The 15,676-nt window shown below is 44.9% G+C and carries 14 protein-coding genes and 2 pseudogenes; 12 read left to right on the top strand and 4 right to left on the bottom strand.

Translation table 11 applies throughout. The features are described from left to right. The first annotated feature begins 6 nt into the window (after positions 1-6). The 9 genes from A7975_RS04975 to A7975_RS05010 all read left to right on the top strand — a co-directional run bounded on the left by A7975_RS04975 (position 7) and on the right by A7975_RS05010 (position 7,870). Positions 7-429, top strand: coding sequence for an organic hydroperoxide resistance protein (locus tag A7975_RS04975; protein ID WP_483295904.1), 423 nt, complete (start codon positions 7-9; stop codon positions 427-429). Positions 430-578: 149 nt separating this feature from the next. Next, a complete protein-coding gene (locus A7975_RS04980) occupies positions 579-1,154 on the top strand; it encodes a TetR/AcrR family transcriptional regulator (protein ID WP_065384355.1) in 576 nt (191 codons plus the stop codon). A gap of 897 nt (positions 1,155-2,051) precedes the next feature. Beyond that, the gene (locus A7975_RS04985) at positions 2,052-3,209 is read left to right on the top strand and encodes a nucleotidyltransferase domain-containing protein (protein ID WP_065384356.1); all 1,158 of its coding nucleotides are present in this window, start codon (positions 2,052-2,054) and stop codon (positions 3,207-3,209) included. Between the two features lie 136 nt (positions 3,210-3,345). After that, the gene (locus tag A7975_RS33985; protein WP_176707645.1) at positions 3,346-3,492 is read left to right on the top strand and encodes a hypothetical protein; all 147 of its coding nucleotides are present in this window, start codon (positions 3,346-3,348) and stop codon (positions 3,490-3,492) included. A 101-nt stretch (positions 3,493-3,593) separates the two neighbouring features. After that, positions 3,594-4,388 carry a hypothetical protein gene (locus A7975_RS04990; protein WP_065384357.1) on the top strand — a complete coding sequence of 265 codons (795 nt, stop codon included), beginning with the start codon at positions 3,594-3,596 and terminating at the stop codon, positions 4,386-4,388. Continuing rightward, a complete protein-coding gene (locus A7975_RS04995; RefSeq protein WP_065384358.1) occupies positions 4,385-4,663 on the top strand; it encodes a PqqD family protein in 279 nt (92 codons plus the stop codon). The genes A7975_RS04990 and A7975_RS04995 overlap by 4 nt, the downstream gene beginning before the upstream one ends. Then, positions 4,656-5,099 (top strand): S24/S26 family peptidase, encoded by a 444-nt coding sequence (locus A7975_RS05000; RefSeq protein ID WP_082197970.1) that lies wholly within the window; start codon positions 4,656-4,658, stop codon positions 5,097-5,099. The genes A7975_RS04995 and A7975_RS05000 overlap by 8 nt, the downstream gene beginning before the upstream one ends. 37 nt (positions 5,100-5,136) lie before the next feature. Further along, on the top strand, positions 5,137-7,371 hold the full coding sequence (locus A7975_RS05005) for an ABC transporter ATP-binding protein (RefSeq protein WP_082197971.1): 2,235 nt from the start codon (positions 5,137-5,139) through the stop codon (positions 7,369-7,371). A 1-nt stretch (position 7,372) separates the two neighbouring features. Beyond that, on the top strand, positions 7,373-7,870 hold the full coding sequence (locus A7975_RS05010) for a DUF1854 domain-containing protein (RefSeq protein ID WP_065384359.1): 498 nt from the start codon (positions 7,373-7,375) through the stop codon (positions 7,868-7,870). 1,252 nt (positions 7,871-9,122) lie between these two features. On the opposite strand, the gene A7975_RS05020 is transcribed toward A7975_RS05010, so the two are convergent. The 3 genes and pseudogenes from A7975_RS05020 to A7975_RS05025 form a co-directional block, all read right to left on the bottom strand. After that, on the bottom strand, positions 9,123-9,917 hold the full coding sequence (locus A7975_RS05020) for an SDR family NAD(P)-dependent oxidoreductase (protein WP_053376066.1): 795 nt from the start codon (positions 9,915-9,917) through the stop codon (positions 9,123-9,125). A 160-nt stretch (positions 9,918-10,077) separates the two neighbouring features. Then, positions 10,078-10,182, bottom strand: coding sequence for a hypothetical protein (locus tag A7975_RS35340; RefSeq protein WP_442950622.1), 105 nt, complete (start codon positions 10,180-10,182; stop codon positions 10,078-10,080). Further along, positions 10,161-11,138 (bottom strand): annotated as a pseudogene (locus A7975_RS05025) (helix-turn-helix transcriptional regulator); the annotation flags it as partial. The gene A7975_RS35340 and the pseudogene A7975_RS05025, both read right to left, overlap by 22 nt. Positions 11,139-11,409: 271 nt before the next feature. Here A7975_RS05025 and A7975_RS32825 point away from each other — a divergent pair. Next, positions 11,410-11,611, top strand: a pseudogene (locus A7975_RS32825) (IS3 family transposase); the annotation flags it as partial. A 6-nt stretch (positions 11,612-11,617) separates the two neighbouring features. Here A7975_RS32825 and A7975_RS05030 read toward each other — a convergent pair. Continuing rightward, positions 11,618-12,376 carry an endonuclease/exonuclease/phosphatase family protein gene (locus A7975_RS05030; RefSeq protein WP_065384362.1) on the bottom strand — a complete coding sequence of 253 codons (759 nt, stop codon included), beginning with the start codon at positions 12,374-12,376 and terminating at the stop codon, positions 11,618-11,620. 268 nt (positions 12,377-12,644) lie between these two features. On the opposite strand from A7975_RS05030, the gene A7975_RS05035 reads away from it, so the two are divergent. Both A7975_RS05035 and A7975_RS05040 read left to right on the top strand, forming a co-directional pair. Next, entirely contained in the window at positions 12,645-14,531 is a 1,887-nt protein-coding gene (locus tag A7975_RS05035; RefSeq protein ID WP_141680202.1) for a glycosyl hydrolase family 8, read from the top strand. Positions 14,532-14,626: 95 nt separating this feature from the next. Continuing rightward, on the top strand, positions 14,627-15,634 hold the full coding sequence (locus A7975_RS05040) for a LacI family DNA-binding transcriptional regulator (protein WP_331459282.1): 1,008 nt from the start codon (positions 14,627-14,629) through the stop codon (positions 15,632-15,634). Positions 15,635-15,676 lie beyond the last annotated feature (42 nt).

A 15,676-nucleotide genomic window follows, 5' to 3' on the forward strand; every position in this document is an offset into this window, starting at 1 on the left:
GATAAAATGGAAAAGGAATTGTATACGGCTACCGTATTAGTAGAAGGCGGAAGGGCAGGTAAAGCGGTTTCCAGTGACGGTGTTCTAGAAATAGATTTAAAAGTTCCTGTGGAATTGGGAGGACCTGGCGGATATGGAACCAATCCTGAGCAGCTATTCGCAGCCGGATTTGCCGCATGCTTCGAAGGTGCGATAGGCATTGTTCTGAGAAAAAAGAGAATTAAATCTGAAGGCATTAAAATATCGTCGCATGTTACGATTGGCAAGGATGTAAACGATGGTTTTGTCTTGTCTGTAAACATGGACATTTCGATTAAGGGTGTAGAATCTAGTATCGCAAAACAAGTCGTCGAGGAAGCACATGATATTTGCCCATATTCACGAGCAACCCGCGGTAATATCGAAGTCATCACGAAGGTGCTGGATTAATCTCTAAGCATGGATCTCAGAACCTGCCATGTTAGCAGAACTATCGGGACTTGAATGACATAAGATTGAAGAATGATCGATCGAAAACATTTTCGAACGATCGTTCTTCAATTATAATTATAATTATAATTTTGAAAGGAGTGAGCAAGATGGTCAGGCCCAAGGAGTTCGATGAAGATGCCGTACTGCTCAAAGCGATGCATCTATTCTGGGATCAAGGCTATGAGAAGACATCCATGCAGGAACTTATCTCCCATATGGGGATTCATAGAGGAAGTCTGTATGATACCTTTGGTGATAAAAGATCACTATATATCAAAACCTTAAAGCGATATTCCGATATGTTGGAGCAATCGGTAAAGCGAAGGCTAGCGGAAACCCATACGGCTAAGGAAGCAATAAGGCTGCTGTTCGAAATGGTTATTCAACAGCGGGAAGAGTTGCCCGACGGCTGTTTCATCACGAATACCGCGGTTGAATTGGCCCAGCACGATGCTGAAGCCAAAGAATGTGTTCAACTGAGTTGGAACTTCACGGAACGATTGATATGCAACCTGATCGAGGAGGGTCAGCGATCGGGAGAGCTAGCCAAGAATCTCCAGCCGGAGTCGCTGTCCTTTTTTTTGAATAATGCCTTAATTGGACTTCGCGTAATGGTGAAATCGATCACGGACAAGGAAAAGTTAGAACACATCGTAGAGACGAATTTGTCGATATTGAATTGAAGGGATCTGCTAGCGTTGGAATTGATGGATTGATCCAAAAACTCGAACATGAAGAGTTTGACTTCGTCGCCATAGGCCGTGCACTATTGGTTGATCCTTGGGTAACTAAAATCCAGAGGGTCGGACAGACGAATTGATTCCTTCTCTCACAGGGAAATATTTAATATAAACACGGCTTTTTTGCTTGAATAGATGGTTCAAATACTTAATATGATAGTCCGACTTACGAAAGAATATCAAATCAGATGAATAATTGATAAAGCCTAACCACCTTGCGTACTATAAAGCGGGTGGTTTTCATTTCTGACAACTTATTATTTTTACTGAGGAAAACAGCGGCATATAATGTGTAACAATATATTTATATTGATAATCAGATCATAAGAGAGGTATTTGTGATTCACAGACATATGTACAAAAGACATTGCAATCATAATTTCAATGAAGCACTAAAAAATATTATCACATCATGCATTAGAATATGAGTTGTCAACCTATATGATTTTATTTAATCAGTCACTTAACGATTACTCAACGAAGAACGAAACTACAAAGACATAGGGTGTTGGTTATTGGGAAGTCTGTTTAACTTTCGGGCAGAACCTAGCACTTATCAGGAGTCTACGGGGCAGTTAAATCCTAGTTTTACGAGGTAGCAGATAGAGAGAAAAGAAGACTTTCTAGAAAGGCTGATTGCCTTTTTTTGGAGGGTCATTTCGTTTTATAGGTGGTGAATGCCATTACTGCGCGGTGAAGACAGGCGCTTTATCTTTGAACCGGTTAGCCGATTTATCTTGGAGATTAGAAAATTTTCACAATTGGCTTCGTTCGCTTACCCCCTCAAACGACATTATAAATCCGAAACTAGTTTATTAACGAAAGTGAAGGGAGCGGCTCATGAAACACTCGAAAGCGGTAACGCTTATAAGCCGGATCTACCAAAACCAACAACCGTTATTTGATTCCGAGGAGTCGGCTAAAGCAGCAATTGACGATATCGATATTTTTCAAGTCGCTCCCCAAGTTTATTATTTATTGAAGAGCAGCGGCTTATTGGAAGCCGTGCCTTCCGAGCATCAAAGCAGGCTTAAATCGGGTGTGGATGCTGTTTTGTTTCAAAACATGCTGATCCGCTCCGAGATGTACAAGCTTCTTGATGCGTTTGAGCGTTCAGGAATTCAAGTGATCGTGCTGAAAGGCATTCGGTTGTCTGAACGTTTTTTTGGACATTTTTCGGGCAGGGGAACATCCGATATTGATCTGCTTGTACGTCCAGAAGATTTGGAAAAGGCGGTTTCCCTATTGGAGCGCCATGAGTTTATCCGGTATATAGAAGACGATGCGGATCATTTCCATATGCTGTTGAATAAATTTTATGCAAATGAGGATTTCCCGCTGCTTGGGGTGGAGCTGCATTGGAATATTTTGCGCGAACATGTCTCGGATACGGATATGAGCAGCTTTTGGATGGATGCCGAACCGATTTCTGCCTATCAGTTGGTGAAGGAGCTTTCGGCCAAGGACACCTTTTACTACTTATGCCTTCATGGCTATAACCATAATATGTTATCACTGAAGTACGTTATCGATATTGTGCACGTCCTGAGATGCTGCAGCGCAGAAATAGACTACGGCCAGCTCTTTGCACAGGCAAAGAGCGATGGGAACTATGCCAAAGTATTAATTGCGCTGACAATTGTCTATGATTTGTTTCCCGAGCTGCATGAAACCAAGCAGCTAAACGTACGGAGACGCTGGCCGCTTTGGAATATCGAACTGATGCGAAATGCCCAATTCGGGATTAGAAACTGGAGATTTTATGGCTTCCATCTGTTTTCTGCCTTCGTCGCCTATGATTCGGTTAAACAACAGTGGGCGCATCTGCGATATTTACTGCTGCCGCCAAGAGATTATGCCTTGGACCTATTAAAGTATGCCAATAGATCAGACGTCCCGGATTCGAATGAGCCGATGATCAAAATCTATGCCAAAATCTATAAGAGAAGACTCCAATTTTGGATTCGAACCATTCGTGCCAAACAAAAGAAGAATTAATTCGAATATTCTTGTATTAGATTTATAAAAAGCAGGTATTAATACATTTTATCGTAGTATTATTTTACTAAATGTTATAAAAATTATTGACTAACACTATAATATGACATAAATTCCTTGAAAGGAGGTGAATGAAATGAAAAAATATGAAGCTCCTAAAATACTTACGCAGCATACTGTCGAATTTGGAACAGCAAGACCAAGCGATAAAGTCGGTGGCTACGAATGGTGCCAAAAACGTAATTTTAAACCTATGTTTTGCAGGCATTATGTCGGAGGTTAACTAGACAGCAATGATAAATTTTATCTGAGAAGCGGAGCTAACAATCGAGTTTGCTCCCTTCTTCTTCTCAGAAATAACTTCTGAAGAACGGGCGGTGCATAATGACGTACACATTGCATACACAGGTCGGCAGGAGTTCGATCGATTTTCAAATTCAAACTACCTTTTTATATGATGAATTGACCGCGCGTTTTCGTTCTTTTAAAGCAAGCGGAAATCTTAAAGCGCCTGACATTCAGGTGGAGGTCTACGACTTTTACGGGAAACCTTTCGACGACGGGCCTGTCGAGATTCAAGAGAACGGCAGCGAATATGTCTATATCCGTGCGGACTATAAGCTGGTGACAACACCTGATTACAGCCATGCAAAAATGTATGTTCACGATGACCTTGCACTCAAGCACGCCTTAATCAATCTCTACAGCGCCTGGCTGATCCATCGGCGCGCAGGGCTGCTCATCCATTCATCATGCGTGGTGGAGGATGACCGCGCTTGGATGTTCGCCGGGCCTTCGGGCGCAGGCAAGTCGACGGTAGCTGAACTTTCCGTTCCCCGTCCTATTCTTTCCGATGAGGCTACGCTCCTATTGTTTGAGCCGGATGGTTCGATTACAATCCATGATTCCCCATTTCGGAGCGAAATGGAAGAAGCATGCGAGCTTCCAAGCAGTCCCTTGGCAGGCATTCATTTTCTGATCCAATCGCAGGATGTAAGGCGGGTAGGTATCCGCAAAGGCGACGCGCTGATTTCATTGCTGGATAAGGTTTTTTATTGGGAGCATAACAAGCTGGAAACGGCAAAGATGATTGCGCTTTGCAAGCAGGCGGTAGAAGGCGTACCGGCTTATGAGCTGTATTTTCAGAAAAACGATACCTTTTGGAGAGTGATATCATGACGATACTGGCAGACCAAACACTGCTGAGACGGGAAAATATCGAGACGGCTGAGCTGGATGGCGAGTGGCTGCTGCTGAACATCGACACCCACGCCATCACGAAAGTGAACGAGCTAGGAGGCTTTATTTGGTCGATTCTTCCCGAATATCCAACTGTCGCAGAGCTTGCCGAAAAAGTTCGTACCGAATACGACGTTGAGATGGAAGTTGTCCTCGATGACGTTCAGGCGTTTGTTGAGATGCTGATCGAGGCTGGACTGCTAATAAATGCATGATTTGACGCAAGTCATGTCAGCAGTAATCCAGCGTACCGGAAAGATCGAGCTGCCCTCTGCGGGTATCAGCATGTATCCCTTGATCAAGGAAGGAAACGTAAGCACTTTCCTGCCCGTGCAACGGGAAGAATTGAAACTTGGCGATATATGTTTATTTGTTACGGATCAAGGTGCGTTGATCGGACACCGGCTGTACGCCACAAAGCAGTACGGCTCAAAGGAATTATTTATCTTCAAGGGAGATACATGCTTTGAGCCGGATGATCCCTTACCGTTCACAAGTATTCTGGGACGATGGTCCGGCGTTCGCCGTAACAGCCGCTTTCTAGCTGCGAATCATTGGAGATCCAGGCTGCTTGCTGTACTGGCTTTGCGCTTACCTGAATGGCATAAAGTGATTCGCTGGTGCGCAGAAAGAAACGAGCGTTATACGTAACTGCCGGAGAGTGACTTTGACAAAGGAGTATTTTAAATTGAAAACGGAGAATGCGAAGCGGGAAGCTGGTAAACCTGTTAACGGCGTCGCAGTCGAACAACAGGATGCGGAGAATCCATGGCTCCGTTTAAGGTCGGATATGGATTTCACCCTACAACGATTTCGGCATTACGAGGTTGTTTTCAAGACTTTGACCATGGAAATGGTGGACGGGCAAGGGAAAACCATCACGACCTTCCATAAGAATAACATGATCGATGTATCCGTTCGCGAGGCTTTCGGCGGGGCATCGTTTTTTATTATAACCGGTGATGGCGAGATAGAAGCTGCGAGATTCTCGCTTCCGTACATTGAGCCTTTCCGACAGGCTGTTCCCGCGATAAGGAACTGGCTGGCGGAAGGGGACGAAACTGGAGGTCTTACCCTCCCAGCTCTAGAAGAAAGTACGGAAACGTATAGATGCTCTAAATGCGACAAAACTGCCTCTCCCGGTACAAGCAAGTGTTTAAACTGCAGGAGCAAATGGTCCATGCTGCGCAGGTTAGCGGCTTACTGTACCCCGCACCGAAGCCCCATGCTGGTAAGCGCGCTGTTGCTTGTTTTATCCGTATTTATTGAAGTGATCCCACCCTATTTGATCAAAATAATTGTGGATGAAGTGGCCAAACCGTCTGGAAGCTTGAACGTGCTTTTTGCCTTGGCAAGCAGTTTGGCCTTTGTACAGGTGTTATCTGCTGCGATGCAAGTCATTCGAAGCTACCTTGGCGTTCGAATAGGCGGGAAACTGGTAGGGGCGATCCGCCGGGATATGTTCGGCGCTTTGATGAAGCTTTCGATGCGCTTCTTCGATCACCGCCAGGTCTCTCAATTTATCGGTCGCATCCAAGATGATACCGATGAATTAAAAGAATTTTTGACGAACGGCATGGTGTATCTAGTCACTCAGATACTGCTCGCCGTAGGCATCCTGTTAATGCTATTCCATCTGAATTGGCAGCTGGCTGCGATGATTCTGATCCCGACCCCATTCTTGTTTGCCGGATTCTATTGGCTGTGGAAGAGGCTTAGCTCGCTTTGGTATTCGCAATGGCAATCCGCTTTACATGTCAACAATGTGATTGGCGAAGCGCTACAAGGCATTCGAGTCATTAAAGCATTTGCGCAGGAAAATGCCGAGAAAAACCGTTTTGACAAGGTAAATAATCATTGGATCAATCGCACGATTTCCTTCGGTAATCTTTGGCTTGGCGTATCTCCGATTTTTACGGTACTGACGGCTGTTTTCGGCATTGCTGTTTGGTATTTGGGAGGACGATCGGTCATGTCCGGCACCATGTCTATTGGAACATTGACCGCCTTTACGACCTATTTGCTCATGTTCTTCGGGCCTGTTCAAGCCTCCGGGCAGCTATTAAGCTGGCTTAACCGCTCGCTAGGCTCGGCCGAACGGATTCTCGAAATCATCGATGCCAAGGTTGATGTCCCTGATAAACGGGACGCGGTAGAGCTTTCTTCCGTTTCTGGCGAGATCCGCTTTCATGGTGTGCGATACGGGTATGAAGTGGAACGACCGGTGCTAAAAGATATTAACCTCACCATACGTCCAGGTGAAATGATCGGGCTGGTTGGCCGCTCCGGTGCAGGGAAAACGACTCTCATAAACATGATTTGCCGGTTTTATGATCCGAATGCCGGAAGCGTTGCGCTTGACGGGCACGACTTGAGAGATATCCGGCAAGAGAGCCTACGGCAGCATATTGGCGTCGTGCTTCAGGAGACGTTTTTGTTCGATGGTACGATTGCCGAGAACATAGCCTACGGACGTCCGGATAGCCCGCCGGAGACCATTATCTCAGCTGCCCACGCCGCGAATGCCCACGATTTTATTTGTCGTCTGCCGGAAGGCTACGACACGCGCGTCGGGGAACGCGGACACCGCTTATCGGGCGGGGAGAAACAGCGTATCGCAATTGCGAGAGCGCTGCTGCTTGATCCGGAGATTTTGATCTTAGACGAAGCGACGGCATCTGTTGATACGGAGACGGAGCGGCTAATTCAAGAAGCGCTAAACCGCTTAATCCGGGGAAGAACCACCATCGCGATTGCCCATCGCCTATCCACTCTACGTCATGCAGACAGGCTTGTAGTCCTCGACCAAGGCCGCATTGTTGAAATGGGGACACATGAAGAGCTTTACGCAAAACAAACGCATTATTATCGTTTGGTCGAATCGCAAAAACAAACGGCGAAAATACCATCGGAGGTCGGATAAGATGAACCCTTTATTCTTTTTAAACCGCTCTGAGCTGAGTCAAATCCGTTTGTTCCGAACTTCTGACGGTATTTTGCATTTGGAGCAGGAAGGTAAGAGTTTTGCCCGCGTAACGCTTATACGCAGTTTTCCGTATACAATGCCCGACAGGTTCATCTCGGTTCGCTCGGCGGAAGGGCGGGAATTTGCAATGATACAGGATTTGAAGCTTCTCGCAGAAGATAGCTTTCAGGCGGTACGAGAAGAGCTTGACCGAAATTATATGATTCCTGTCATTACACAAATCCTGACCGTTAGAAAAAGAGGCAGCGAGTGGCATTTGCAGGTTGATACGAATTTTGGCCCGGCAGCATTGGTCATGGATAACCTCCATGAAAATATCCAACCCGTAACGGAAAGCCGCTGGATGGTAACGGACAATGAAGGACGCCGCTTCGAGCTGTCCGATCCGGGGCAGATGGATCCCCGAAGCCGTCGATATTGGAAGAAGCTAGTCTGATTAACGGTTTGTAAAAGTCAAGAGGTATTCGTTTGGAATACAAAGGGTCATACGCTTATGACAACACTGATTTTTTTGTTAACTACTTATAGAGAAGAAACGCGCATACGAACAAATAACGAACGCCATAAATTATTATCGACTGAGGATTTTGAATCGGAGAGAGTGACTATACAATATAGAGAAAATATATATGATGCTGAAATTATTGAAGTTAATAATAAAACGTTGTTCTATTCGCTATTAGATGGGCCTGAAAGTCCTCCGATTACGATAAGTGGTTACAATAATAAGGGGAAGAAAATTATAACTCTGATAAAGGCAGTTCCCTCTAAAAGCCGCTTAACGCGGCTTTTTATTATGCGAAACTTTTGCAATGACTCGCTAATATTGGTTTACGAAAATTCTCTCACCACATCTACAAATTGAAGGACCTGTGAGGCGGCTGCAGACCGTGAGCTAACTGAGTCTAAAATGCACCCGCAGGGACCCGCTTATACATGTCCCTTGCGGGTGAAGTCATCATGAAGAGAGGCGAATATATTACAAAAAATGATCGATTATTTAGCAGAGTTTGAGCAACAACACATCAAGGAGGCGTTTTTACTATGAAGTTTAAGCAATCAGGCGCACAAAATCAACGGATTAAGATATACTAGAATACAACCAGTCAGAGCAAGTCCTTGAAGTCCAGCTTATATACATATGTACAAAATACGAGTTTTGTGAAGAAGTGTAGCGATTCATCGTAAAAGGTTAACGTCATCTTATTTTATAATCACTAATTTAACAATTGCTATCTTCATCTCATCAATCTGTTTCATTTGCTGCTTCTCGCGTTTCGTTAGCATTAATCTGATACATCTTTAATTTCTAGATTGTATTTTGTTTCAAATAAATAACGTATTTGCAGTTGATATTCCTCAAACCATTTTTTCTTATAATTTCAGGTGTTTACAGTTCGTATCTATAAAAACAAAAACCAGCGTCAATTTTATTTGACGATGATTTTTGCTTTAACTCTGTGCTTTATTTAAATTGTTAACCATATTAAGCATTGTCGACTAATCATACAGAAATCATTCATTTACATGGTTCATGCTAATAAATGGGATATTTTTGAAAAACGATGATTTATTACCGCTTTGGAGTTTTTACCGATCTTCCAAATAATCATTGCTATCCAATATGCTGCAGTTCATCCGATTTAGCCGTTGTGATTTTAAAAAAATTCAAATTTCCATTTTCGAAATTAAAAAATAGTCGGCACCATTCCCCCATCCATACGGATTGGAGAACCTTTAAAAGCGGATGAATAAGGACTGCATACAAATGCAGCTAGTCTACCTATTTCAATAGGTTTGATAAATCGCTGTATTTCCGATTGTGGCAGGTTTGTAGTCATAAAATCTTTCTCTTTTTCTGAAAAAGTCATATCTTCATTAGGATATATCCCCTCAATTATTTGTTGCACTTTTTCAGAGAGTGTTGGCCCTGGCATGATCGTATTGATTGTAACTTCCCTTCCAATTGTTAATTTAGACAAGCTTTTTGACAATGATAATAGCATAGATTTTGTCATACCATACTGAGGCATTTGCCCTGAAGGCATGATGGCTTCTTCGCTTGCAATAAAGATAATGCGGCCATAATCATTTTTCAACATGTTGGGTAAATAAAATTTAGATAATCCATTTGCAGCGAGAACATTCGTACGGAAGTATTTTTCCCATATCTCATCGTCAACGTCCTCATATTTCATAATTTCATAAATACCCATGTTGTTAACTAAAATATCAACTTCGGGGTATTTCTCGAACAATGCTTCTCTTTGCCCAATATTCACAAGATCGGCTGTAGCATTTTGAGGAGAAGTAGCCGGGAAATCTAGCTTGATTTCATTTACAATTCGTTCTACCTCTTCATCATTCCGTCCATTAATCAGTACATTGACACCTTCTTTAGCAAGTTCAATGGCAATTGCTTTACCTATCCCTTTCGTTGATCCTGTAACTAAAGCTGTTTTATTGTTTAATCCCATATCCATCAATTATTTCTCCTTCTAAAATCTTTTTTTGCCTCGGGTAGTGTTTATAATACCTCGTTTGGTTTGTTCGGTAACTAGCCCATTGCGCCAACGTTCTTTCTTAACACGCCAAATGATAAAACACACAGTTAAGACCAGTTCTCTATATCATTGGTTAGGCTCATAATTCTATTAATGAATAGTCGGTATTTCTATGCGTCCATCTGATATCGAGTTTGTACCTACATGTTCGGTACGCCAATTTGAAGGAGTATCGCCTTCCCATAGGCGGAAGGCTCGGTAGAACGAGTTCTGGTCTTCATATCCTATCAAGAACGCAACTTCCTTAATATCAAGTGAGGGATCTGCCAAGTACTCTCGTGCCTGTTCATGTCTAGCTTGCGAAAGCAGTTGCTTGAAGCTCGTCTTCTCGTCAGTAAGCCGGCGCTGCAGGGTGCGATCACTCATACCAAGCTCCTTTGCAACAGCCTGAATGTCAGGTCGCCCTCCAGTAAGGCTGCGTTTCATGATCCATTTAACCATTTCAGTAATGGAGCGGCTTCGCTGCTGTTCGTCCAAAGATCGATCCAATATGGGGGTCAGAATCTCAAGCAGCTCTTCGTTGTATGATACAAAGGGGCGGCCCAGATCACTTCGCTGCAGTGTCAACCGGTTATATTTTGCTCCAATCCGTACAGGACAGCTAAAGTAAGCTTCAAGGGCTTGTACATCTCCCATAGCGTGCGAAAATTCGACCAACCGCGCCGTCAAATGCTGACCTGTACCGCGGCGCCCAAGCTCCAGAAGAAAAGCCAGCGTGATACCAACCAGCAATGGCGGACAGGGCTGCTCGGTATCCAACCAATCCAACTCGATCGTACAGTGCTCGCCTTCCTCGGCGATACGTAAGCTTTCGGGCGGACACAATTGTTTGTACCGAGCCATTCGGTTTAAAGCGTCTCGGTAGTCACGAGCGTGGTAAGTCGCTAAGACGGTCGGCGGGTATTTCGCGGTTTCAAAGACGGTCGCAAGCTCAACGATTCCTTTGGCAGTGTCACCAATGAGATCGGAATAAGCCTGCCAGATCGCCAAATATTGGGCTGTGGTGACTACTGGGTCAGTAATTATGGTGAGCGGAAGTCGTGCTTTGCGAGCTACGTCGTGCGCGGCAATCCCTAATTGGCGTAGTCCTTCCCAAAATCCTGGAGGGAATTTAATACGGTCGGTTGTTTGAGACTTCATAGCTACGGGCCTCCTTTAGCTTCTTATATATTCGTTTTGGTTTTAGTTATGGTTGTGGTAGGGTGTCCTGCCTGATTGGCGGAACAACTTTAATCGTATCTCCCAAATGTCAATTTGTAACTAGCAGAAAGTGACAACTCACTTGCCAACTACGCCAAATCTTAAGTACAGATCATTTGATTTTGAGCAAACACAATAAAAACCAAGGTTGCATGGGGACTGACCCCATAACGTGAGACGAATCAGGTGTACCAAGAAGCAAGTATAAGGAAAAGGCATTACCATGAGCGTGTCCGCAAGGGAAAGCTCGCTGATAATGCCCTATCGAATCGTTTCATTCCACACTAAAGTCTGAAACGTTCTACCTCGAAGGTCTCACATATACAACGACGGCAATCGCTGAACAGACCGTTCGAGACTACATTTATTACGATAACTTAACTCGCATTCAAACGAAACAAAATATCAAGTCGTTGGAATTAGATTTGAAGAGTTGCGATAACCGGATAATGATCCGATGGGTATCTTCCTTCGTATTTGCTCTTGTCCACATGGGCAGACAAGATCTGGATTTGCGGCGCTGCAAAGATGTAATCGATCGGTTCTCCTTCATCGCCACCTGCAAATCCGTGATAGGTACACCCGGGCTTCGTCTCCTTATGCGATGAGTATGTTTGATGCAGCCCAGCCTGATTGAGAATTTCAACCGTCCTGCTTTCCGGCTCGCAGTTGAAATCTCCGGTTAGGATCGCAGCTGTCCCCGTAACTGCATCCATTCTGTCCCTGATGAGCATGGCCCCCCGATTCCTTGCTTCCTCGCTAATGTGATCAAGATGGGTGTTGAAAATTAGGCACTCTTCCCCATCCGTATGCTGAAACTTCACCCATGTGCATATTCGCGGACAGCCCGTATTCCAGCTCTTGAAACCAAGCTGCTCTGGACGCTCAGAGAGACCAAAGGTACCGCTCTCAACTGGTTTAAGCATGCTTTTTTTATAAAAAATCGCACAGAATTCACCTTGCTCGCCACCTTCCCTGCCTTCGCCTGTCCACTCATAATCTGGAAGCAGCGATGCGAGGCTCTGAAGCATAGGCAAGCTTCCTTCTTGTGTACATATAACGGCTGCTTCTGATGATAAAATGGCTTTGGCTGCCGCTTCTATCCGATTTGGCCAAGCATTTTCCCCGTCCTCTGCGACATGAATGCGTAAATTAAAAGACATGACTGCTATTTCCATAATGGTTCCCTCCAGAGTCAGATATAAGATAAGCATATGGCGACTCTAATGGATAATCAAGCCCTTAACTCTTCTGGTCCGATCATCGAAAGGAAACGGTTAACCGAACATCATGACTGACAAAAGTTTAAGCGCTTTAATTTTTGTTGACATCCATCTTTTGTCATCCTACAATACAGAAGTGACGGTCATTCTCTTTACAAGATGTAAACAAAAAGCTTCTATTATCGAAGAAAGGTCGTGTTGGAAGATGAAAAAAGGCAATCTTATGAAATCGCATTCATTTTTTAATCTCAGGTCTGCTATGTCGATTGCGCTGTCCCTTGTTTTGATGCTCGCTTTAATACCTACCGGATTTGCTGAAGAAGGCTCAACTGCTGCGCAGACGCCGCAAAAGCCGTTTCCGCAGCAAATGGCTTACACAAAAGGCACAATAAAACCTAACCATGTAACCCAGAACCAAATGAATAAGGAGGTTGTACTGCTCTATAAGGAATGGAAGAAAAAATATGTAAAAGCTAATCCGTATGATGCTGGCCAATATTATGTCTGGTATAACGATGGTGGCTGGAATGACGACGCGGTAACCGTATCGGAAGCCCATGGCTATGGCATGCTGATTACAGCCATTATGGCAGGTGCTGATCCGGATGCCAAAAAACTGTTCGATGGCATGTATCGCTATTTCCGCGCTCATCCAAGTCAATTGAATCCCGATCTAATGGCTTGGCAGCAAGCTGATCGTGACGGTGCGATCATCGACGTTAATGGAGCTGATTCGGCGATTGACGGCGATATGGATATCGCCTACTCTCTGCTGCTCGCGGATAAACAATGGGGCAGCGCAGGCGCGATTAACTATCGTGCCGAGGGGATAAAAGTGATTAACGCCATTATGGACAACGAGGTTCACCCAGAAGATCATCACCTCCAATTGGGAGATTGGGTTAAAAACTCGGATAGCGAGCCTAGCTTCAAGCCCTCCACTCGCCCATCGGATTTCATGCTTCAGCATATGAAGGAATATGGCAAAGCAACCGGAGATGCCCGCTGGGATAAAGTGCTCAATACTACTTACGGCATTATGAAAGACGTGCATGCGAACTATAGCCCCGGCACAGGACTTCTTCCCGATTTCCTCTACAAGGATGCTGCCGACGGCAAATACAAGCCCGTCAATGAATTCAAATGGAAGACGGAAAGCGGTCATTTTTTGGAATCGGAATTTGACGGCGCCTACAACTATAACTCTTGCCGCACGCCTTGGCGGATTACGACGGACTACCTCCTTACCGGCGACAAAAGAGCGTATGACCAATTATCCGTTCTGAACAAATTCGTGCAGGACAAGCATGATTCACCAGACCAAATATGGTCGGGCTACTCGCTCGATGGCAAGACTAAGCTAAGCGAATGGGACGGCGGATTGGACTTCACTGCACCATTGATGGTCAGTGCGATGATCGATTCCGCGAATCAGGAATGGCTGAATGATCTGTGGGATTATCACACCGATGCGGTCAATCCGACCGCAGTTGAATGGAGATATTATTATGGCAACTCCATCCGCCTGCTCAGCATGATCGTGGTTTCCGGTAATTGGTGGTCGCCAACAGGCATCGCCGCTACAGATATTTCCGGTCACTGGGCTGAGAATGACATTATTACCTCTTTATCCGAAGGCATTGTAAGCGGATTTCCGAATGGCGCTTTTAAACCTGATTCAGCCGTGAAACGTGCTGAGCTTGCTGTCATGACTGCAAGCGCGCTGAAGCTATCCGGCGAGGGTGCTCCACTCCCTTTTAATGACAATGAAGCCATCGTTCCATGGGCCAAGCAATCGGTTGGCAGGCTCGTCCAAGCTGATCTCTTAAAAGGCTGGGTGAAAGAAGACTTCCTCCCTTCTGCTGAAGTTACGCGTTCTGAAGCAGCAGTATTGCTAGCAGCAGCTTTGAAGCTGCCGCTTGAAGAACAAGCAACGAGCACCGGCTTCTCCGACGATGCTTCTATCCCAGATTCGGCGAAGCCATCTATCAAAGCATTAGGTACCGCAGGCGTTAATTGGTTTAAAGTACAGGATGCACCCTTCCAGCCTAATGCAAGTTTAACGAGAGCGGAAGCCGTCACGATTTTGCGTAGTTTATCGGTTAAGTAATTCTATTGCTGCTTCCTAAGTACTGCATACTGCCAACTTGCCACAAAATGTGGTATGGTAGAAGAATATGCAGTTATGTTCCAAGGAGCGAAGCGATGATGAAAGTTAGTATTTTTGACGTAGCCCGAAAATCTGGATTATCAGTCGTTACCGTCTCAAGAGTGATCAATAACGCGGATACGGTACGTGAAAAAAATCGTAACAAGGTGCTGCAAGCGATGAAAGAGCTGGACTATCATCCAAATGCTGCCGCCAGAAGTCTTGCTAGAGGGAAAACCGGTGTCATCGGCATTATCATCATCACGCTGAATGACTCCTTCCTTGATGCGGTAGTGAAAGAAATCAACGATAAGTTAGAGGCTCACCATTATCTACTAGCCTTGTTTATATCCAAAGAAGACGAAACGGATCTTCATAGCGCTATTTTTCAAGAGGATCGAGTTGATGGCATGTTTATCCTCTCGCCTATTCATGAGGAACGGTATGTTGAGGAACTCACGCGAAAAAACATTCCGTTTGTCATGATTGATAATCAACAGGAAAATTCGACCGTCCCTTCCGTTCAAGTTGATAATTTCCGAGGCGGCTATGAGGCAACTAAACATCTAATCGATCTGGGGCATACAGATATCGTACACATAAGCGGCCCCCCACACTTTCTGAGCAGTAAGGAGCGCATTCGCGGCTACTTAACGGCAATGGAAGAAGCTGGACTTGCTTCCCGCATTGAGCAAGGCAATTTTGATATTAATTCCGGCTACGAGATAGCCGAACGCTGGATCAAAACAACCTCTCTGCCTACTGCTGTGTTCGTTGCAGATGACTTAATCGCATTCGGGGTAATGGATGCCCTTAAGAATAAGGGTTTCCGTATTCCTCAGGATCTTTCCGTCATCGGGTTTGATGATCAGCTCTTCGCTGACCAGTTCCGTCCGGCGCTCACGACCGTTCGACAACCAGTCGAGCTTATTGGAAGCCATGCGATTGAACTGCTGCTTAAACGAATGGAAAACATTCATGCTCCCGTCTCTCAGGAGCCTCTGAAGCTGCAGCCGGAGCTCATTATTCGGCAGTCAACCTGCCCGCCAGATTCCCGTAGATAAAGCTAAAACAGCCAAAGAAGGAGATGCGCCATGCACCTCCTT

It is taken from the genome of Bacillus sp. FJAT-26390 (assembly GCF_001682865.1).
Lineage (GTDB): Bacteria > Bacillota > Bacilli > Paenibacillales > Paenibacillaceae > Pristimantibacillus.